17 protein-coding genes are annotated in these 20,567 nt (G+C 69.1%); 11 read left to right on the top strand and 6 right to left on the bottom strand.

Translation table 11 applies throughout. The features are described from left to right. Both IF46_RS0112385 and IF46_RS0112390 read right to left on the bottom strand, forming a co-directional pair. On the bottom strand, positions 1-534 hold a 534-nt coding region (locus tag IF46_RS0112385; RefSeq protein WP_030488466.1), incomplete at its 3' end, for an endo-1,4-beta-xylanase. 525 nt (positions 535-1,059) lie between these two features. Next, positions 1,060-2,046, bottom strand: coding sequence for a PaaX family transcriptional regulator C-terminal domain-containing protein (locus tag IF46_RS0112390; protein ID WP_030488467.1), 987 nt, complete (start codon positions 2,044-2,046; stop codon positions 1,060-1,062). A 252-nt stretch (positions 2,047-2,298) separates the two neighbouring features. On the opposite strand from IF46_RS0112390, the gene IF46_RS0112395 reads away from it, so the two are divergent. Next, the gene (locus IF46_RS0112395) at positions 2,299-3,633 is read left to right on the top strand and encodes a PHB depolymerase family esterase (RefSeq protein ID WP_030488468.1); all 1,335 of its coding nucleotides are present in this window, start codon (positions 2,299-2,301) and stop codon (positions 3,631-3,633) included. An 80-nt stretch (positions 3,634-3,713) separates the two neighbouring features. On the opposite strand, the gene IF46_RS0112400 is transcribed toward IF46_RS0112395, so the two are convergent. Further along, a complete protein-coding gene (locus IF46_RS0112400; RefSeq protein WP_198041426.1) occupies positions 3,714-5,294 on the bottom strand; it encodes an arabinofuranosidase catalytic domain-containing protein in 1,581 nt (526 codons plus the stop codon). A gap of 187 nt (positions 5,295-5,481) precedes the next feature. After that, complete coding sequence (locus tag IF46_RS0112405) at positions 5,482-7,317, bottom strand: RICIN domain-containing protein (protein ID WP_030488470.1); 1,836 nt, start codon at positions 7,315-7,317, stop codon at positions 5,482-5,484. 296 nt (positions 7,318-7,613) lie between these two features. Here IF46_RS0112405 and IF46_RS0112410 point away from each other — a divergent pair, with 296 nt between their 5' ends. The 4 genes from IF46_RS0112410 to IF46_RS0112425 are packed head-to-tail and all read left to right on the top strand — an operon-like array spanning position 7,614 to position 12,405. Further along, entirely contained in the window at positions 7,614-8,849 is a 1,236-nt protein-coding gene (locus tag IF46_RS0112410; protein ID WP_030488471.1) for a sugar ABC transporter substrate-binding protein, read from the top strand. An 18-nt stretch (positions 8,850-8,867) separates the two neighbouring features. Continuing rightward, complete coding sequence (locus IF46_RS0112415) at positions 8,868-9,839, top strand: carbohydrate ABC transporter permease (RefSeq protein ID WP_030488472.1); 972 nt, start codon at positions 8,868-8,870, stop codon at positions 9,837-9,839. Next, the gene (locus IF46_RS0112420; protein ID WP_030488473.1) at positions 9,836-10,660 is read left to right on the top strand and encodes a carbohydrate ABC transporter permease; all 825 of its coding nucleotides are present in this window, start codon (positions 9,836-9,838) and stop codon (positions 10,658-10,660) included. The genes IF46_RS0112415 and IF46_RS0112420 overlap by 4 nt, the downstream gene beginning before the upstream one ends. A 32-nt stretch (positions 10,661-10,692) precedes the next feature. After that, positions 10,693-12,405, top strand: coding sequence for an amylo-alpha-1,6-glucosidase (locus tag IF46_RS0112425; protein WP_030488474.1), 1,713 nt, complete (start codon positions 10,693-10,695; stop codon positions 12,403-12,405). 10 nt (positions 12,406-12,415) lie between these two features. Here the strand turns inward: IF46_RS0112425 and IF46_RS0112430 are convergent, their stop codons facing one another. After that, the gene (locus IF46_RS0112430) at positions 12,416-13,429 is read right to left on the bottom strand and encodes a LacI family DNA-binding transcriptional regulator (RefSeq protein WP_030488475.1); all 1,014 of its coding nucleotides are present in this window, start codon (positions 13,427-13,429) and stop codon (positions 12,416-12,418) included. Positions 13,430-13,634: 205 nt separating this feature from the next. On the opposite strand from IF46_RS0112430, the gene IF46_RS0112435 reads away from it, so the two are divergent. The 6 genes from IF46_RS0112435 to IF46_RS0112460 all read left to right on the top strand — a co-directional run bounded on the left by IF46_RS0112435 (position 13,635) and on the right by IF46_RS0112460 (position 19,992). Then, positions 13,635-15,110, top strand: coding sequence for an arabinofuranosidase catalytic domain-containing protein (locus tag IF46_RS0112435; protein WP_030488476.1), 1,476 nt, complete (start codon positions 13,635-13,637; stop codon positions 15,108-15,110). 145 nt (positions 15,111-15,255) lie between these two features. Further along, positions 15,256-15,603 (top strand): PadR family transcriptional regulator, encoded by a 348-nt coding sequence (locus tag IF46_RS0112440; RefSeq protein ID WP_030488477.1) that lies wholly within the window; start codon positions 15,256-15,258, stop codon positions 15,601-15,603. 8 nt (positions 15,604-15,611) lie between these two features. Continuing rightward, complete coding sequence (locus IF46_RS0112445) at positions 15,612-16,571, top strand: hypothetical protein (protein ID WP_030488478.1); 960 nt, start codon at positions 15,612-15,614, stop codon at positions 16,569-16,571. Positions 16,572-16,792: 221 nt separating this feature from the next. Then, complete coding sequence (locus tag IF46_RS0112450; protein WP_030488479.1) at positions 16,793-17,407, top strand: VanZ family protein; 615 nt, start codon at positions 16,793-16,795, stop codon at positions 17,405-17,407. Positions 17,408-17,426: 19 nt separating this feature from the next. Then, positions 17,427-18,380: a hypothetical protein gene (locus IF46_RS0112455; RefSeq protein ID WP_030488480.1), complete on the top strand. Its 954-nt coding sequence runs from the start codon at positions 17,427-17,429 to the stop codon at positions 18,378-18,380. A gap of 157 nt (positions 18,381-18,537) precedes the next feature. Further along, on the top strand, positions 18,538-19,992 hold the full coding sequence (locus IF46_RS0112460) for an alkaline phosphatase PhoX (RefSeq protein ID WP_030488481.1): 1,455 nt from the start codon (positions 18,538-18,540) through the stop codon (positions 19,990-19,992). A gap of 58 nt (positions 19,993-20,050) precedes the next feature. Here IF46_RS0112460 and IF46_RS0112465 read toward each other — a convergent pair whose 3' ends face one another. After that, positions 20,051-20,548: a hypothetical protein gene (locus IF46_RS0112465; protein ID WP_030488482.1), complete on the bottom strand. Its 498-nt coding sequence runs from the start codon at positions 20,546-20,548 to the stop codon at positions 20,051-20,053. Positions 20,549-20,567: the final 19 nt, after the last annotated feature.

Raw genomic sequence — 20,567 nt, forward strand, 5'->3', positions numbered from 1 at the left:
ACACAACTTCGCACCCGGATCCGCCGCCCGCGCCGCCCGGAACGCCGCCTCGATCCAGTCGTTGCCGGTGCGCTGCAGGTTCGAGTCCCGCCGCCCACCAGAACCACCATCGGCGAACGCCTCGTTCACCACGTCCCAGGCATAGATCTTCCCCCGGTAGTACGTGGCGACCTGGGTGACGTGGTTGATGGCCGCGTTGCGCAGAGCGCTACCGGACATGCCCTGCGCCCAACCCGGCTGCTGCTGGTGCCACAGCAACGCGTGCCCCCGCACACTCATGCCATTGGCCTGCGCGTGACTGACCAGACGATCACCACCGGTGTAACTGAACCGACCCTGCTGCGGCTCGGTGGCGTCCCACTTCATCTCGTTCTCGGCCACGACACTGTTGAACTCACGATTCAGAATGGTCGTGTACGCGCCAGTCGAGAGCTTGCCCGTGGCCACGGCCGCGCCGAAGTAGCGGCCCTTCTCAGCCGCCGCCGCCTTCAAGGTCGTGCCGGCACCGGACGCGGGACTCAGCGCCATCGTCATGCCGGTGGTGAGGGCCACGGCGAGAGTCGCCGCCGCCAGCATCGTTCTCATGGGTTTCATGTCGATCCTTCTGAGTGGGTGCATCGGTGGTGGTGATGTGCCACTTCCCTCGGGACGGCCCGACCGGGACGGTCATCCTGACCATCCGGCACCAGCGCGTACCCAGCCCACGAAGGCTGTCGCCCGGCGTCTGCCGGAGCCCGAGGTGACGTCCGCATGCCCTGGGGGACGCCGCGATCAGAGGTACGACCAGCGCGCTCGCCCGGTGAGCCAGTGGTGTTCCTCGATATCGAGGGTGAGCGATAACATGTCGTTCGTCAAGTCGTAACGAGGCGTTTACGTCAATCCCCCGGATCGCCGTGTTTCGCCCGGCACTCCCCACCGTCTTCACCGGCGTACGACCAGGGCACGGGCGGCACCGCCCTGCCGGCGGGCCACGCCCAGACGGCGATCCTGTTATCGCTCACACTCGGCGATCCCGGCGACCGCAGGTTCCGCGCAGGTCAGGAGGGTCCGGCAGCCGAGCTACCCGGAGCGGGCGGGACTTGATCCGCGTTTGACGCGCACCCCGGCGAGCATGTCCGCAGTGGTGTGGGCCTCGATGCCGGGCTGCGCGGTGTCGGTGAACCGCGCGACGACCGCCCGGACGTGCCGCTGGGCCGGCGCGGCCAGGCCGTCGTAGACGGCCGCGAACAACTCCCGCGCTGGCCGCCTGAGCCAACCCTGCGGGAGGAGCTGCACGGGCAACTGCGGATCGAGTACGGGGAAGCGCCGGAAGGTGTCCATGATCTCGGTACGCGTCCGCACCGCGGCCACCCCCTCCACCTCCCCGGAGACCACCTTGGGTAAGAGCGGTGTCCAGCGCTGGAGGAAAGCGTCGTAGCTGCGACTGATCGCCGCGATGTCCCAGGCCTCGATCGGGGCACGGTGGGTGGCCGAGTCGAGTGGAACCTGCCGTCCCCGAAACACCGTGACGGCACCGAGCGTGAGCTGGTCGAGCTGCGCCCGAGCCGGAGGGAGCAGCTCGTGCGGTGAGATCCACAGCCCGTCGTACAACGGCGCGTACCCGAGCCACCGGAGCTGCGCCCGCAGTGCCCGTCGCTGCGTACTGCGGTCCTGCGGCAGCGAGAAGACCACGATCGTCCAGCACCCGTCCCACTGCGCCGTCGAGGTGGTGGAGGCGAGGATCCAGTGCGCTCCGGCAGAGAGGTTGGCGGCGGCGGCGCTGCTGAGCCGGTAGGAGCTGCGCCGCCCCAGCCGGCTGCCCTCCAGTACGCCACGGCGGGCCAGCCGGCTGATCGCGGTACGCGCTCCGGCCGTCGTCACGCCGGTCTCCCCGAGCAGCGCGACGATGGCGGCGGACGGGAGGGCGACACGGGTCCGCAGCGTGTAATCCGCCAGCAGGGTCACCGCGACACCCTGGGGCGAGTTGCCGACCTGCCTGCGGGGCAGCCGGAGAAGGTGGTCACCGTCGTCGGGATAGATCTCGTCGATGTCGAAGAGGCTTGCCACAGGCGCTCCGTGCTCCTCGGGGACGGTATGACGACTGTAGACGGACGGCCACGACTCGTCACAAATAGAGAATCCTCGATTGACACTTGTTGGCCCGGAGGGAACACTAATTGCCACGCGATGCCATCCGAAGCCGGGCAAGGGCGAGCCACAGGTAGCGGGCATCGTGCGATCACCGCGGGAGTCGGGCACACCCGCCACCGGATCGCACGGCCAATCCCAGCCTGCACAGGCAATCAAAGGAGTCGTCCGTTGAAGATCAGAAGGAAACTGCTAGTCGCCCTGGCCTCGTCGCTGGTGGCGGCTGGTCTGGTGGTCCCCACGATCGGGCCCGCGTACGCGGCGTCACTGGCCGAGGTGACCAGCTTCGGTGACAACCCGGGCCGGATGCGCATGCACGTCTACGTGCCGGACAACCGCCCGGCCCGGCCAGCAGTCGTGGTGGCCATGCACGGCTGCGGCGGATCCGGCCCCGGCTTCTACTCCGGCAGCGAGTTCGCCAGCCTCGCCGACCGCTATGGATACATCGTGATCTACCCGTCCGCCACCCAGCAGGCCGGCTTCGGCAACTGCTTCGACACCTGGTCGGACGCCGCCAAGCGGCGTGGTGGGGGCAGCGACCCGGTGTCGATCATCTCCATGATCCGGTACGTGCAACAGCAGTACGCGGCCGACCCGGACCGGGTCTACGCCACCGGCAGCTCGTCCGGCGGCATGATGACAAACCACATGCTGGCCCTATACCCCGACGTGTTCAAGGCCGGCGCCGCGTTCATGGGCGTGCCGTTCAACTGCTTCGCCAACGCGGCGGACTACCCGCCCGGCAGCAGCCAGTGCACCGGCGGAAACATGAACCGGACCCCACAGCAGTGGGGCGACGCGGTCCGCCAGGCGTACCCCGGCTACACCGGGCCCCGCCCGCGCGTGCAGCTCTGGCACGGCACCAACGACACGCTCGTGCCGTACTCCTTGTTGCAGGAGGCGATCGAGCAGTGGACCAACGTGTTCGGGCTGAGCCAGACACCCACCTCCACCGACACGCCCCAGGCCAACTGGAACCGGCGGCGGTACTCCGACAGCAGCGGCACCGTCCAGGTCGAGGCGTACAGCATCCAGGGCGCCGGGCACAGTCTGCCCGCCGGCGGCATGGCCGCGTCCGCCGTCGCGTTCTTCGGACTGACCAACCCCACGACGCCGCCCCCGACCACCCCGCCGCCGACCACCCCGCCCCCGACCACTCCTCCGCCGACCACCCCGCCGCCGACTTCCGGTGCCTGCCGGGTGACTGTCGACCTCAACGCCTGGAACACCGGGCTGACCGAGAACATCACCGTCACGAACACCGGCACCAGCGCCGTCAACGGCTGGTCGCTGGCCTTCACCCTGCCCGGCGGGCAGACCATCACCTCGGGCTGGAACGCCACCTACTCACCCAACTCCGGGCAGGTGACGGCCCGGAACGTCGCCTACAACGGCGGCATCCCCGCCAACGGATCGGTGAGCATCGGCTTCCAGGCCACCCACACCGGTAACACCGCGCGGCCGTCCTCGTTCGCCCTCAACGGCGCCTCCTGCACGGTCGCCTGACACCGCGTCAGCATGCGCGCGAGCGTGCGCCGGTCACCACGATGGTGACCGGCGCACGACTCGTTCGGGCGTTGCCGGGATCAGCGGTAACCGGCGGTCACCACGTTGGCCTGCACCGCGTTCTCGGTCGCGTCGGACGGGTAACCGGCGACCATCGCCCCCTCGTAGAAGGTGCCGGCGCTCAGGTTGGCGCCGCCGTCGGGCTTGCAGCAGTCACCGCCGCTGCCCAGGATGATTGCGCCCTGCTTCTTCATCGGGCTGTATCCCGACGGGAGCGAGCCGTCCCACAGCGTGTAGAGGCTGCCGGACTGGGCGTCGCTGCCCTTGATGGCGAAGCGCGACGTGCCGTTGTTCTTGAGCGTCGCGGTGACGAACTTGCTGGTGAACGCGCGTTGGTTCGGGTTCCAGGAGCTGCTGCCGCCCGGGAAGAGACCCCATTCGAGGTCGGCCTGCACCCAGGGGCCACTGCCCGAGCAGCCGCCGAACCAGCACTGCTTGCCGAAGTTGATGGCGTCCATCGCCCCGGCGGCGTCGGCCTTCCTGGTCGTCTCGCTGTTGCCGTAGTCGAAGCAGCAGCCGCTGTTGACGTGCGTCCCGCTGGTCACCATGTACATGCCCTCGGGAGCGGCACCGGTCGGCACGCCGGTGAGGTGCCCGTCGCGCCAGTAGCTGTTGCCGGGGTTGATGTAGAGCGAGTACGCCTTGGCGCCGCCAACGGTCAGCGACTCCGAGGTCGCGATCGCCGGCTTGCTCTGGGGCGAGCCCGGAACGACGCTCGACCCCTGGTACCAGAGGTCGTTACCGCGCCCGGACTGGTCGAAGACGACCGTGATCACGCAGGTCGTGCCGGTGCAGAAGGAGTCCTGCGTCGCCGCGTTGGCGGTGCCGCCCGTACCCGTGAGCCCGATGTTGCGGGTCGTGTTGTCCGACGAGCGCCGGACCTGGTAGAGGTTGCCGGCGTAGGCCTCGAAGAGCGCCCGCGTCGTGCTGTGCGCCGCGATACACGGGGTGCCGCCCGAGGCGTAGATGTCGCACGGTCGCGCGCCGGTCGGAGGGTTCGTCGGCGGCGGGGTGGTCGGCGGCGTGGTCGGCGAGGCCCACTGCTGGTTGGCGCCGCCGTTGCAGGCCCAGAGGATGATTTTGGTGCCGTTCGCGGTGGCCGCGCCGTTGGCGTCGAGGCAGAGCCCGGACTGCACGCCGGTGATGGTGCCGTTGCTGTTGACGTTCCACTGCTGGTTGTTCTGGCCGTTACAGTCCCAGATGATCACCTGGGTGCCGTTGGTGGTGCCTCGGCCTGAGGCGTCCAGGCACTTGTTGCCGTACACCTGGAGTTGCTTGGTCGATGTCCAGGTCCAGGTCTGGCCGGCAGCGCCGTTGCAGTCCCAGAGTTGCGTCTGGGTGCCGTTGGTGGTGCTGGAGTTGGGCACTTCGAGGCAGCGGCCGGACGGCGTACCGATGATCGGGGTGCCCTGCCCCACCACGATGGCGGCTGCCGACACGGGTGCCGCGGCGGCGGTGGACAGTGCCGTGCCCTGGATGGCGCCAATGCCGACGAGGACGCCGACCAGGGCGCCAGCCAGGGCGGTCAGACGTCGGGCGCGCTGACGTCTCGGGATGAGATCGCGGGCCTCTCCTGGCCCACTGGGGGACGGGTTTCGCACGAGGTGGCTCCTCGGAGTCGGAAAAGCGTGGGGGATTGTCGACGCGCCACGGGGGAGGTGGTGGTCCTGGCGAATCGATTCGCAGCGAATCGTATGACCTTTGTTCAATTGATGTCAATGAATGTAATTGCCTGGCGATGCGCTGACCGTTGGGCGGACGGCCAGCGCATCACCTCCCCCGTGACGCCTACCTCCCCAGGATTCGCCAGGTCTGGTTCAACGGGCTGCCCTGACCGGCCCCGATGCAGGTCCACTGGTGGACCGGCGCCCGCGCTGCCGTAGAGACCGTGCTGACGTCGACGCACTTGCCGCTGTGGCGGGCGACGAGTTGGTAGTCGTGCGAGTCGTTGCCGGAATAGGTCACCTTGCGGAGGGTGAACTGTTGGTTGGTGCCGTTCAGGCAGGTCCACTGGTGCACGGCCGCGCCGTCGGCGGTGGACACCCCGCTGACGTCGAGGCACTTGCCGCTCTGCTGGTTGACCACCGTGTACGTGTTGGCCACGCCGACGACCGGCCGGAAGTTCCAGAGCTGCTGGTCGCCGCCCTCGCAGTAGAACTGCTGCTGGACAGTGCCGTCGGTGGTGCTCAGGCCGGGGTTGTCCAAGCACTGCTGGGAGTGCTGGGCCACCGCCACCGACTGGAAGCCGCCCTCCGACGGTGGCAGCAGCGTGACGGTGTAGGTGTCGGTCTGGTTGGTGTACGGCAGGGTCACGGTGGCGTTGTTGTTGGAGACGCCGACCACGCTGTTCGAGACGGTGATCGGCCCCTGCACGGCACCACCGCCGTTGAGCGGGATGCGTTGGGTGAGCACCCGGACCTGGTTGTTCTGCACGACGCCGCTGGTGGTGTCCAGTCGTTGCAGGTTGACGGTGAGGTTCCCGGTGGTACGACCACCGCCGACCAGGACCTTCGCCACGCCGGTCGCCTTGGTGGCGTACGCGTCGTAGGACTGGCTGGGAGTCACCGCGGCGATCTGCCCGGTCTGGGACGCGTAGTAGCGGTAGACCCACCACTCGCCCTTGGGCTGGTGCTGGCCGGCCGAGTTGCGGATCAACAGGTTGCCGAGGTCGTTGTGCAGGCTGCCGCCGCTGGCCCAGTTGGCCCGCAGTCCGTCGGCGCGAGCCCGCTCCAGGCGCGCGATGTACCAGGCGCCATCGGCGGGGTTCTGCTCCTCGGGGGCGCCGTACTCGTTGATCTGGTACGGCCGTGGGTGGGCGATGCCGCGCGGGTCGAGCGTGGCGTTGGCGGCGGCGACGTTGGCGACCGGGTCACCGGGCAGCGAGTGCCAACTGATGATGTCCGGCACCGTGTTTGTCGAGCGCACGAAGTCCAGGTACTGGTTCCAGAAGGTGTGCGTGGTCGACGGCACGCAGGCGCAGCTCGGCCCGACGATGAGCTGGTTGGGGAACTCCGCCCGGATGCGCTGGTAGGTGCGGCGCCACAGTTCGAGGTACTGCGAGATCGGGCGGTTCCAGAAGATGGTGATGTTCGGTTCGTTCCAGATGTCCCACTGCACGGAGAGCCCGGACGCCCGGACGTCGTTGACAAGTCGGGTCAGGAAGTTGTCGTAGTCGGTCCAGTTGCCGTTGTCACCAGGGAAGCGGGAGATCCCAGCGCCGTCGGCGCCCCAGAGGTCGTGCGGCAGGATGATGAACTGACCGCCGAGGGCAACTGTGCGACGGGCCTGGGCGACCGTGGAGTTCCACCGACGGTCGTAGGTGCCGCCGACCCAGCCGCTGCCGGGGAGCTGCGCTCCGCCGGCCCGCATGGCCTGGAACTTGACGTCTCGGTAGAAGTGGTCGGCGGGACCGCTGGCGTTCTCGGTCATGCCGTAGATCCAGCCGGACGCGCGGTAGGTCGGGGTGCCGTTGGTCGCGGAGAAGTCGACACTTATCGACTCGTTGGCGGCTTGGGCCGGGTGCGCGACGACGGTGACGGCGGCAGCGGTGGCGAGCAGGCCGACCATGAGTCGGGCGACGAACGCGCGGGCTCGTCCTGACCTGCCGCGGGACGGGGTTTTCACGGGCGGCTCCTTGGTGGGGCGCGGGGGACGCTCTCCGGAGGGCAGCACTTGCGAATCGATTCGCACGGATCGTAGGACTGCAAACTCATGTATGTCAATGACGTGACGCCGCGATGAAGCGGGCGTTACCGGCCTGCGCTCCCCAGGCAGGTCGGCAACTCTTGACCGTCGGGGCTGGACGGACCTATGTTCGTGCGAACCGATTCGTCGAATCGATTCGCGAAGCCGGACACTGTCCGACCGCGACGGGCAACCGCACCACCCCACCCGACGATCGACTTGAAGTGAGGCACGACATGACCGGACCGAGCCGTCGGCGGCGCCTGGCCGCCGTCGCCGTGATAGCTCTCGCCGTGGCGGCAGGCAGCGCCTGCTCGTCGTCCGCCGACGACCCCACCGACGGTGGCGCCTACCTCGTCTGGGACCCGTATCCGCAGTTCGCCGACGACTCCGAATGGGTCGCACTGCTCAAGAAGTGCGGCACCTCGGCGGGCGTGACGGTCGAGCGGACCGGCTACGACACCACCGACCTGACCAACAAGGCGCTGCTCGCCGCTCAGCAGGGCAACTCGCCGGACGTGCTGATCGTGGACAACCCGGTCATCTCGACACTGGCCGAGGCCGGCGCGCTCACCACCACCGACGACAACAAGCTGGACGTCTCCGCCATGGAGAAGAACCTGCTCGGCGCCGGCCAGAGCGAGGGCAAGACCTACGGGGTGCCGATCGGGGCGAACACCCTCGCTCTCTACTACAACAAGGACCTGCTGACCGCCGCCGGCGTCGACCCGGCCGCGATCAAGGACTGGACGTCCCTGAACGCGGCGCTGAGCACGGTCAAGGCCAAGGGGAAGAAGGGCATCACCTTCTCCGCGATCGGCACCGAGGAGGGCAGCTTCCAGTTCCTGCCCTGGTTCTGGGGCTCGGGAGCCCAGCTGACCAGTCTCGACTCACCGCAGGCGGTGTCCGCGCTGGCCCTCTGGGCGGACTGGCTCAAGCAGGGCTACGCCCCGAACTCCGTCATCAACAACACCCAGACCACGAGTTGGCAGGAGTTCGCCACCGGCAACTACGCCTTCGCCGAGAACGGCACCTGGCAGCTGGCCAACGCGGAGAAGCTCGGCTTCTCGTACGGCACCATCGCGATCCCGGCCAGCGCGGGCGGCCCGGCACCGGCGCCCACCGGCGGTGAGTTCGTCTCCATCCCGGTGCAGAAGAACACCGGCCGGTACGACAAGTCGCAGCAGATCGTCGCCTGTCTGACCAGCGCCGACAACCTCCTCACCACGGACACCACGCTCTCCTACGTCGCACCCGTGGCAGCCGTGCAGGACCGGCAGGCGGCTGACCCCAAGCTCAAGGTCTGGGTGGAGGCGGTCCGGGCGGCCAAGGGCCGCACCGGCGACAACCTCGGCACGAAGTACCCGAAGATCTCCGAATCCCTGTGGACCGCGGTCCAGTCGGCCCTCAGCGGCGGGAAGTCGCCGCAGGAGGCGTTGAGGGCAGCACAGGCCGCGGCCTCGACCAGGTAAGCGCGCCGACCAGACACCATGCCCTCCACGACACAGACCTCCACCACGGCACGGGACAAGGGTGGGGCGGCACCGACCGCCCCACCCCGGTCTCACCCGTCTCGCAGACGCCGGCCCGACCGGTGGCTGGCATGGGGCTTCCTGGCACCCGTCACCGTCTACCTGATCGCCTTCTACGCCTACCCGCTCTACCGCAATGTCGAGTTGAGCCTGCGCGCGTACACCGTTCGCTCGTTCGTGCAGGGCGGGGCGCCCTTCGCCGGCCTCGACAACTACCGGACGGTCCTGACCGACCCGGCCTTCGGCCCGACGCTGACGCACACAGTCGTCTTCACCGCCGCGTCGCTCGCCTTCCAGTTCACCATCGGGATGGCCCTGGCCCTCTTCTTCCACCAGCACTTCCCGCTGTCGCGCACGCTGCGGGCGTTGATCCTCGTACCGTGGCTGCTGCCGCTGATCGTCTCCGCGTCGACCTGGTCGTGGCTGCTCAACAGCGACTCAGGCCTGGTCAACGCGGCGCTCGGCGTCGTCGGGATCGACGGGGTCAACTGGCTCACCTCGCCGGGCTGGTCGCTCACCTCGGTGATCATCGCGAACGTCTGGATCGGCATCCCCTTCAACCTGGTGGTGCTCTACAGCGGCCTCCAGGCGATCCCCACCGAGATGTATGAGGCGTCCGCGCTCGACGGCGCATCGGGCTGGCAGCGGTTCTGGGGAATCACCTTCCCGTTGCTGCGTCCCGTCTCCCTGATCACGCTGCTGTTAGGGCTGATCTACACCCTGAAGGTCTTCGACATCATCTGGATCATGACGAAGGGAGGCCCGACCGGCTCGTCGGCCACACTCGCCACCTGGTCGTACCGGCTCGGCTTCGGCAACCTGCTGCCCGAGTTCGGGCCGGGGGCGGCCATCGGCAACCTGCTCATCGTGCTGGCCCTGATCGCCGGGCTCGTCTACATCCGCATCGATCGGAGGCAGCACCTGCGATGACCACGTCACCCTCTCGGGCCTGGTGGAAGACCGGCGTCGGCCTGGTGCTGACCGGGCTGATGCTCTTCCCCGTCTACTGGATGATCAATGTCTCCTTCACCCGGGACCAGGACATGCGGGCCACTCCCCCGCACCTGATCCCGATCAACGGCACGTTGGACGGCTACCGCGCGGTGCTCGACCAGCAACTGCCGTACCTCGGGACCAGCTTCCTGGTCGGTCTCGGCACAGTGGCGCTGACCGTGGCGCTGGCCGCTCCGGCCGGATACGCGCTGGCGAAGCTCCGGCCACCCGGCGGCTCGGCACTGAGCTTCGTGCTGCTGATCGCGCAGATGATCCCGGGGATCATCATGGCGATGGGCTTCTACGCCATCTACCTCACCCTCGGCGTCCTCAACACGCTGCCCGGCCTGATCCTGGCCGACACGACGCTCGCGGTGCCGTTCGCTGTCCTGATCTTCACGGCCTTCATGTCCGGCATCCCCGACGAGCTGCTCCAGGCCGCCGTGGTCGACGGCGCCGGCCGGCTACGAACCTTCTGGTCGGTCGTGCTGCCGGTCAGCCGCAACTCGATCGTCACGGTGTCGCTCTTCGCGTTCCTCTGGTCCTGGTCGGACTTCATCTTCGCCTCGACCCTCGCCGGTGGCGGCGACCACCAGCCGATCACCCTCGGCATCTACCACTACATCGGCAACAACAACCAGCAGTGGAACGCCATCATGGCCACCGCAGTCGTCGCCTCGATCCCCGCCGCCGTGCTGCTGATCCTCGCCCAGCGGTACGTCTCGATGGGCGTGACCGCCGGCGCAGTCAAAGACTGACCACCCGCACCACAGAAAGGCACCCGCCACCCATGACCGTCGCCCCGTCCGGTCCGGAGTTCGGAATCCAGGACATCCCGTTCAGCTACCGAGGATCCTGGTTCAACATCTCCCCGGTGGTAGCCGAGAAGACGTACGCCGACGATCTGCACCTGGTCTCCCACCAGACCGGGCTGCACCCCGTACTGCGCCTCGCCCCCACGGTCGCCGGCACCACTGTCGTCGCCACACCCGCGTTGCTGACCTGGCGCAGCGGTGCCGACCGGATCGAGGCCGTCTACGACGGGCCGGCCACCCTGCGGATCCGGGGCCACCGGCTCGGCCTCCGGGTGGCCGCGGCCGCGCCGACGCTCACCCCGTTCAGTGGCACCTACCTGTACGCCGACCCGGTCGACGGATCACACGTGTTCACCTCGTACGAGACCGGTCGCCGCTACCGGATCACGGTGCTCTCCGGCGCGCTGCGGCGGACCGACGGCGAGCAGGCGCTCGGCACCGCCGACCGGTCCCTGGACCTTCCCGGCGACCAACCCTGGGAGATCGCGATCGAGGAGTACGCCACCGCGCGCCACCCGTACGCCGGCTCCGTCACCTTCGAGCAGTTGTGCCGCGACCGGCTCGCGGAGTTCACCGCGTTCGTCGACGCGATAGCGCCCTGGCGCAGCGCGGAGACCCCGGCGGCCGAGCTGGCCGCGTACGTCCTGTGGTCGGCCACGGTCGCCCCGGCGGGCTTCGTGACCCGACCGGCCGTCCTGATGTCCAAGCACTGGATGGACAAGGTGTGGAGCTGGGACCACTGCTTCAACGCGATCGCCCTGGCGGCCGGCGAGCCGGAGCTGGCCTGGCACCAGTTCCACCTGCCCTTCGACCATCAGGACGAGGCCGGCGCCCTGCCCGACTCGGTCACCCACTCCGAGGTCCTGCACAACTACGTCAAGCCCCCCATCCACGGCTGGGCCCTCCGCCACCTGCGCCGACGCCTTCCCCACCCGCCGAGCCGGGCGGCGCTGGCGCAGACGTACGACCGGCTGGCCCGCTGGACCGGGTTCTGGCTCGACGCGCGCCGAACCCCCGGTTACGACCTGCCGCACTACCAGCACGGCAACGACAGCGGCTGGGACAACGCCACCACCTTCGACGACAACCGGGTCCTCGAGACCGCCGACCTGGCCGCGTTCCTGGTCTCGCAGCTTCGCTGCCTCGCCGACCTCGCCACCGAGCTGGGTGAGCCCGCCACCCGTTGGTCCCGGGAGGCCGACCGGATCCACGGTGCCATGCTGCGGGACCTGTGGGATGGCGAGCGCTTCACCTCCCGCGATCCCCACACCGGCCACCGGCGACGCAGCCGCAGCCTGCTCGACCTGATGCCCGTCGCACTCGGGGACGACCTGCCCGCCCCGGTCGCCGCCGCACTGGCACGAGGCATCGAAACCCACCTGACCACGCACGGGCTGGCCACCGAGCCGACGAAATCGGCGCACTACGTCGCCGACGGCTACTGGCGTGGGCCGATCTGGGCACCCTCCACAGTGCTGGTCGAGGACGGCCTGCGCCGGGCCGGGCAGACCAGGATCGCCGACGAGATCAGTCGACGATTCCTCGCCCTGTGCGAGAAGTCCGGTTTCGCGGAGAATTTCGACGCCGAGACCGGCGCCGGTCTGCGTGACCGCGCCTACACCTGGACGGCGAGCAGCTATCTCATCCTCGCCGCCGCTCAGGAGCAACGGCGGGCTGGGGATGGGTAGCCGGGTCGGATCAGCGTGACCGGACCGGGCCGGTGCTGGAGCGCAGCGAGATGGGTGGCGTGTACAGGCGGTGTCGCGGCACGGCGTCGGGAGCCGCGATGATCTCCAGCAGCAGCGACACCGCCTCGGCGCCCATCTCGACCATCGGCACGTCGGCGGCGGTCAGCGGCGGGCGGAAATCCTCCGCCCAGTGCTGCGCGGCGACCCCGGTGACGGAGAAGTCGCGTGGCACCGACAACCCGGCGCTGGTCAGCGCCCGCTGCATTCCGGGCAGCGCGGCCTCGTTGATGGTGGCCACCGCCGTGACCTCCGGGTGCGTCGCGAGCAACTGCTCCATACACGCCTCGCCGGAGGCCGTGTCGTCGCCGCAGCAGACCTCCACACCGGTAAGGCCCCGCTCCACCGCCGCCGCACGAAACCCCGCCAGCGCTCGATGGCTGGGGCCGTATCCCGCGGCCACCAACTCGGCGGACCGGTTCACGAGGGCCACGTGCTGATGCCCCAGATCGGCCAGGTGCTGCACGCACCGGCCGATCAGCCCGGCGTAGTCGATGTCGATCCAGCTCATCCCGTGCGGCTCGGCGGTCCGACCGATCGTGACGAACGGCAGGCCGGCCTTGGCCAGCCGAACCACCCGGTCGTCCGCCAAGCGAATCTCCATGAGGACCACGCCGTCCACCCGACGACCGGTGACGATCCGCTCGAACGACCGGTCATGGTCGCCACCGGAAGGGGACAGCAGCACATCGAGATCATGGCGGGCTGCGGCCTCGACGACGCTGGCGACGAAGCCCAGCTGCATGTCGGTCAACCGCTGGCTCGCCGGCGGGATGACCAGCCCGAGGGTGCGGGTGCGCCCCTCCTTCAGAGCCCGGGCGCTGGCGTTCGGCCGGTAGTCCAACTCGTCGATGACCGACTGGATCCGTTGCCGGGTCGCCTCGGAAACGCTGCGTTTCCCGCTGAGCACGTAGGACACGGTGCTGCGGGACACCCCCGCCCGGCGAGCGATCTCCCCGATGTTCATCAATCGCCCTCGAATCGATTTTTGCCCCGACACGGGGACGCACCTTGCTCCGCCGATCAGCATATCCGTCCTCGGGCTCGTTGATCGATGACCAACGCCTGCCAACTAGCGCTAATAGATGGACGGCCATTAATGTCACAGGTATGACGTGTGACGTCAAATTCACCGCCACATCGCACCTCCACCACGTACCGGAAAGGATCCGATGAATGTGAAGAGAAAGCTGGGTCGCCTGCTGTCCGCCGCGGGGACCCTGTTGGTCCTCGTCGTCGGCGCTGGCGTCTACGTGGTCTCGGACGCGCCGGGCGTCGCCCACGCCGCCGGCACCGGACCATGTGACATCTACGCCACCGGTGGCACGCCCTGCGTGGCCGCGCACAGCACCACCCGTGCCCTCTACGGCGCGTACAACGGCCCGCTCTACCAGGTCCGACGCTCGTCGGACAACACCACCCGCGACGTCGGCGTGCTCAGCGAAGGCGGCTACGCCAACGCCGCCACCCAGGACACCTTCTGCGCCAACACCAACTGCGTCATCACGATCATCTACGACCAGTCCGGCCGCAACAACCGCCTCACCCAGGCGCCCCCGGGCGGCTTCGCCGGCCCCGCCCCAGGCGGCTGGGACAACCTCGCCGACGCGAAGGCGGCGCCGGTCACCGTAGGCGGGCAGAAGGCGTACGGCGTCTACATCGCCCCCGGCACCGGCTACCGCAACAACAACACCAACGGTGTCGCGACCGGCGACCAGCCCGAGGGCATCTACGCGGTCGTCGACGGCACGCACTACAACCAGTGGTGCTGCTTCGACTACGGCAACGCGCAGACCAACAGCCTCGCCGACGAACGCGCCATCATGGAGACGGTCTACTTCGGTGCCAACAAGCAGTGGGGATACGGCGCGGGGGCGGGCCCCTGGATCATGGCCGACCTGGAGTGGGGGCTCTTCTCCGGGGTGAACGCGGGTTACAACAACATCGCGTCCATCAACCACCGCTTCGTCACCGCCATGGTCAAGGGCGAGCCGAACCACTGGGCGATCCGGGGCGGGAACGCCCAGTCGGGCAGCCTGACGACCTACTTCGACGGGCCCCGCCCCAACGGCTACCACCCGATGAAGAAGGAAGGCGCGATCCTGCTCGGCATCGGCGGCGACAACAGCATCACCGGCCGCGGCACCTTCTTCGAGGGCGTGTTGACCTCCGGCTACCCGACGGCGGCCACCGAGAACGCCGTCCAGGCCAACATCAACGCCGCCGCCTACGCGCCAGTCGGCGGCGGCAACCCGCAGCAGAACGTCCAGGTCGTCGGCGGCCAGTCCAGCCGCTGCATCGACGTACCGAACGGCACCACCACCAACGGCACCCAGGTCCAACTCTGGGACTGCCTCGGCAACACCGCGCAGCGCTGGACCTACACCGCCGGCAAACAACTCCAGGTGCTTGGCAACAAGTGCCTCGACGCCTTCGGCCAAGGCACCACAAACGGCACCCAAGCCATCATCTGGGACTGCCACGGCGGCACCAACCAACAGTGGAACCTCAACTCCAACGGCACCATCACCGGCGTCCAATCCGGGCTCTGCCTCGACGCCAACGGCGCCGCCACCGCCAACGGCACCAAACTCATCCTCTGGGCCTGCAACGGCGGCACCAACCAACAGTGGGCCACGCGTAGCTGACCCACCGCAGGCTTGATCGGTCGCGCCGCCCCCACTAGGTCCACGAGGGCGGCACGACCGGCGACCTCTCTGCACCGATGACGGCCCCACCACTTCATCGCGCGATGTCGTTGCTATATATATCGCTCTGCGATATATATTTTCCATGGACATCAGTGAGCAGACGTTCCTGATCCTCTCCGCTCTCGCCGACCAACCCCGGCACGGCTACGCCGTGGTGACGGAGGTCGACAAGATGACCGACGGCAGGATCCGGTTACGCGCCGGCACCCTCTACGGGGCCCTCGACCGCCTCGTCACCCAAGGGCTCATCGCCCCCGACCACGACGAGGTGGAGAAGGGCCGGTTGCGCCGTTTCTACAAACTGACCGAGGCGGGGGCAGACGCCATCCGCGCTGAGAGCCGGCGGATGGCCGCCGCGGTCCAGCTAGCCGAGGAACGCCTCAACAAGCGTGCCGCCCGCAACGCCCCGCGTCTCGGGACCGTCGGATGAGCCCGGGCATGAGCCCTCTGGAACGACGATACCGACGACTGCTGCGCCTGCTGCCAGCCACGCACCGCACCGCCCGCGGCGAGGAGCTTCTCGGACTGCTGCTAGACCTCGACGACGGCCGTCGACACCCGAGCCGGCACGAGACACTGAACATCATCGCCCTGGCGATCCGGCTGCGTCTCACCACGCCCGTCACCACCGCAGCCCTCACCACCGGGCTCAGTTCCCTGCTCGTCGCGGCCGGCACCCAGCCCGCTGGTGGCACCCTGGACCTGTTCACCGGCGCCGTCCTCGCCACCGACATGCCGGCCGTCATCTCCGATTGGCCGGAGTTGGTCGTTCTCGGCCTGCTGCCCCTCGCACCGCTGATCGCCTGGCTGTGCGGCACGACCCGGACCGCCCTCACCCTGCAAGCGATCTTCCTGACGTTCACCGTCGGTTGGTTCGTGCTCGACCTGCTCAACGGCGCCGACATGGGCACCAACTTCGGCCAACAGCTCTTCGCGTACGCCGTACCGGTCTCGATCCTCGTCCTGCTCGCGATCGCCGACCGCGAGCGGTGGACCGTGCCTCGGCCGCGCCTGTTCTGGTGGGCGCTCGTCCCGCTCGGCATCCTCGCCTGGAAAGGCACCGGAGAATGGGGACGCCACGGCGTCTACGTTCTCGACGCCGTACCGACGGTCATTGGGATCCTCGCCGCCGCCGCTGCCGCTGTCGCCGCCGCCTTCGCGGTCCGCCGCCACCGGCCCGCCGTCATGGTCGGCGTCGGACTCACCGGCTTCCTCACCGGATGGCTCATCCCCGACCCGCTGCTTGTCAACACGGCGATGCAGCACTTCGACGGTCAGCCGCTACCGCTGGCAATCCTCATCGCGGTGGTCGCTGCCACCATGACTGGCATCGGTCACCTCGCCCGTCGCCGCATCCCGAGGAGCAGCCCCCATCAACGCGAACCGATGAGTTCGTGACGCACTGAACACCAGATCTGGGTCAGACGAGCGGCGACCGCGGCAGAGCACGATCCGCTGCGGTCGCCAGGTCGCGCTCGAACTCCCACCGGCCTAGTCCCCGGCACCGACAAATGGGGCGGCGATCAGCACAATGGGCCCCGGCGCGCGGGTGCCACAAACGGGCGAACGCCGACGACCCGGGCCAGGTAGGTTTCGGGGCTGGGCGAGAGCGGGGGCACATGATCAAGGGGTGGCACGGCTGGTTCGGCACGTTCAACGGCGTCGTCCTCATCACGATGGTCGTCCTGCCGTTGGCCGCGCTGGCGGTGTGGGCCCTGGCACGCCGCCGACGTGCCGCCGGCACCGGCTCGGCGTGGCGGACGTCGCTGGCCGACGTCGGCATCGTCTACGGCACGGTCCCCTGGGTGTGGATGATCATGTTGCCGGGTGAGCAGGCCGGCGTCGTCTCGGGTCGGGTGACCCTGGTGCCGCTGCGCGACCTGCTCACGATCTTCGCCGACGGCGGGCCGTTGACGGCGACGGTCCAGGTCGTCGGCAACCTGCTGGTCTTCGCGGCCCTGGGGTTCTTCGCCCCGCTGCGGTTCGCGGCGCTGGCGTCGGTGCCGCGGATCCTGGCCCTCGCGGCGGGCTGCTCGGTTCTGGTCGAGACCGCGCAGTACGTCCTGCGGCTGGACCGGGTGTCGTCGGTGGACGACGTCCTGCTCAACGCCGCCGGTGCTGGGCTGGCCGCGCTGGCGTCCCGCCGCTGGTGGCGCGACCCGGCCGATGCGGCCGATGCGGCCGATGCGGCCGCGGATCGGCGACCTCGGGCAGCCACGGCACCGAGGCGCTGAGCGGCTGTACCATCCGCTGGTGATCGAGGAATTGATCAGGAGAGCGGCAGACGAGGACGGCGACGCGGTCGAGGAGTTGTGCGAGATCGCCGCCGCCGATCCGCAGAAATTGTCGCCGTACCACGGGATCCTGCTCGACCTCGATGTGCTGTGGCCGGCGACGTTGTACCGAGCCGCCGACGCCGACGTGGTCGGCCGGGTTATCGAGCAGATCGACGGCGGGCGGACGCCGGACCGGCTCAACCACCTGCTGCTCATCCTGGCCCACACCGCTCACCCGCTCGCCGAGAACGCCCTGCGTCGCTGGTCGACGCACCCGCCAGCCGGCTCGGACGACCTGCACGTGGGTGCCCTGAGCTACGCGGTCGAGGGCGGTTGGACGATCGACCCGGACGGCAACCGACGGGACCTGTGCGCTGACATCGCGTACCGGTGGGTCATGCGGGACGCACCCGCTGCCGCAGACCGGCCCGCCTGCCCCTGGTGCGCGTCACCGCTCTGGGTCGCCGCCGACCTCGACACCACCGACCCCGCCGTCGGCGCCGCGCTGGCACACACCGGCTGGTCCGGTCGCCTGGTCATCGAGACCTGCCACTTCTGCGCCTGTTACACGACGTTGTACAGCCGGGTTACACCGGCCGGTGACGCCACCTGGTGGGCTGACAACACCCTTCCGAGCTACCTGGGGGTGGCCGCCGACCCAGAGGAGCCGCCGGCACTGCTTCCGGTCGCGGGGCCGGCCCTAACGAGCCCGTACCAGGCCAGCGCCTGGGGTCAGGGCGGCTCGACGCTGGGCGGTCGACCCGACTGGATCCAGGACGCCGAGCACGCCGACTGCCCCGGGTGCGGAGAGCCGATGGACTACCTGGGTCTGATCGGCGGCGCGGACCTGCACGACGTCGGCGAGGGCGCCTACTACCTGCACCTGCACCAGCCGTGCGGGTTCGCCGCGGTCAACTATCAACAGAGTTGACGCAGCGTCAAGGTCGAGCCTGGCCGGTCGGCGACGCTGAGCGACCCTGATTCTTAACTCCGATGTCACCACCCGATTCCATAGGTGACGTGTCGCTGTCCGTCCGCAGGAGTTGGCTGCCAGACGTCGCAGTTGTCCTGACCTGGAGTTGATCCCCTTGCCTTCCTCTCGTCGTACCTTCCTCGCTGGCAGCGCCGCCGCGGGCGTCGGCCTTGCCGTCGCGGGCGGCCTGCCGTCCCTGGCGCAGGCCAGCCCCGGCCGGCCGCACCCGCCGGTCAAGGCCGGCCACGTGCCGTTTCCGCCGCTGGTGGACGACCCCAAGGGGATCCTGGCCCTGCCCAAGGGCTTCAGCTACACCGTGGTCACCCGGACCGGCGTCACCCGGCTCGACCGTGGCCAGGGCATGACCCCGGCGGACCACGACGGCATGGCCGTGTACGACGCCGGCCACGGCCGTTACACCCTGATCCAGAACCACGAGATCGACCCGGGCGCCGAGTTCGGCGTGCCGCACGTCAAGGGAACGGTCTACGACCCGGGCGCGGTCGACGCCGGCGGTTGCACCGTGATCAAGACCGACCTTGCGGGCCGCAACCTGGGCGAGTTCGTCGCTCTCTCCGGCACCATCTCCAACTGCGCTGGTGGGCCGACGCCCTGGGGCACCTGGCTCAGCTGCGAGGAGACCGAGGACCGGGCCGGCGACAAGTGGGAGGAGGGCGGCCGGTCCGGCGTCTACCAGAAGGACCACGGCTACGTCTTCGAGGTGTGGGCCGACGGCAGCGCGGACCCGAAGCCGATCAAGTGCCTGGGCCGCTACTCCCACGAGGCGCTGGCCATCGACAAGGACCGCACCCGGATCTACCTCTCCGAGGACGCCGACGAGCCCAACGGCCTCTTCTACCGGTGGACGGCGCCGCACGGCGTCAAGCTCGGCCCGGGTGTGCTCACCCGCCTCGCACCGAACGCCGGTGTCCTCGCCGCGATGCAGATCATCATGGATGACGGCTCGGTGCTGCCGGACGTCGCCTACCTGACCTCCGCCCAGCTGGGCCGCCCCTTCCCGGTCCGCTGGATCGAGGTGCCGGACCGCGACGCGCGCACCGAGTCGGTCCGCGAGCAGTTCGCCGACGGCCAGGTCACCCGCGGCCGCAAGTTCGAAGGCGTGTGGGCCACCGACGAGGGCGTGTACGTGGTCAACTCCTTCGCGTGGGACGAGGGTGACCTGCCGGCCGACGCCGCGCCGCACGACGGCATGGTCTGGTTCTACAACTACAAGGCGCAGACCATCCAGCTGGTGACCTACTTCCCGCATCAGACCGCCGCCGAGGAGGGGTCGCCGGTCAAGTACACCGACCTCACCTTCGACGGCCCGGACAACGTGACCGTCACCCCGTGGGGAAGCCTCGTGCTCGCCGAGGACGGCAAGGGCGCCTCGCACGTGCTCAGCACGATCCCGGGCGGCCCCACCTACGCGATCGCCCGCAACCAGCTCAACGACTCGGAGTTCTGCGGGCCGACCTTCTCCGCTGACGGCAAGGTGCTCTTCGTCAACATGCAGGACCCGGGTCTCACCCTGGCCATCACCGGCCCGTGGGAGAAGTACCTGGGCTGACCGAGCCCGAACGTGGGGGCCAGGCGACCCGCCCGGCCCCCACCAGGCCCGATCGGCGTCAGGAGACGGGCGGCAACGCGAGCCAGTCGTGCCAGGTGATGTCGCGGCCCAGATAGCGGGGCTGTCGCAACGGCCACTGCGCGGCGATCCACTGCGGCACCAGCGCGTCCAGCGCGGCCTCCACCTCGCTGCCGACCAGGTCGTCCACCACCCACCAGGAGATCTCGCCGTCGGCGCCGGCGCGCCCCGGCGGGTCGATGTAGACACAGCCGAGGATCGCCGTCTCTTCCTCGTCGAGCAACGCGTAGTTGAACGACTGATGGGCGGCGATCTCCTTCTCGTGCCGCAGCAGGTCGACGCGGTCCTCTTCGTAGGTCATCGTCTCGCTCGGCCACCCCCAGGCCGGGCCGAAGATCTCCCACAGGCGCTCTCGGGAGCCCATCACCGCGGGGTAGTCGATCGGGGTGTCCGCCTCGCAAATCGGCCGCAGGTGAAGCGTGGTGGCGGGCACCGGCACGTGGACCGGGTGGACGAAGTCGTCAGGCAGCCAGCTCATAACGGCCGAGGCTACCGCC

It is taken from the genome of Micromonospora chokoriensis, from assembly GCF_000718555.1.
Lineage (GTDB): Bacteria > Actinomycetota > Actinomycetes > Mycobacteriales > Micromonosporaceae > Micromonospora > Micromonospora chokoriensis_B.

Coding starts and splice junctions, on each gene's coding strand:
- IF46_RS0112410 (WP_030488471.1), top strand. CDS start 7,614: ATGACCGGACCGAGCCGTCGGCGGCGCCTGGCCGCCGTCGCCGTGATA.
- IF46_RS0112415 (WP_030488472.1), top strand. CDS start 8,868: ATGCCCTCCACGACACAGACCTCCACCACGGCACGGGACAAGGGTGGG.
- IF46_RS0112420 (WP_030488473.1), top strand. CDS start 9,836: ATGACCACGTCACCCTCTCGGGCCTGGTGGAAGACCGGCGTCGGCCTG.
- IF46_RS0112425 (WP_030488474.1), top strand. CDS start 10,693: ATGACCGTCGCCCCGTCCGGTCCGGAGTTCGGAATCCAGGACATCCCG.
- IF46_RS0112430 (WP_030488475.1), bottom strand. CDS start 13,429: ATGAACATCGGGGAGATCGCTCGCCGGGCGGGGGTGTCCCGCAGCACC.
- IF46_RS0112435 (WP_030488476.1), top strand. CDS start 13,635: ATGAATGTGAAGAGAAAGCTGGGTCGCCTGCTGTCCGCCGCGGGGACC.
- IF46_RS0112440 (WP_030488477.1), top strand. CDS start 15,256: ATGGACATCAGTGAGCAGACGTTCCTGATCCTCTCCGCTCTCGCCGAC.
- IF46_RS0112445 (WP_030488478.1), top strand. CDS start 15,612: ATGAGCCCTCTGGAACGACGATACCGACGACTGCTGCGCCTGCTGCCA.
- IF46_RS0112450 (WP_030488479.1), top strand. CDS start 16,793: ATGATCAAGGGGTGGCACGGCTGGTTCGGCACGTTCAACGGCGTCGTC.
- IF46_RS0112465 (WP_030488482.1), bottom strand. CDS start 20,548: ATGAGCTGGCTGCCTGACGACTTCGTCCACCCGGTCCACGTGCCGGTG.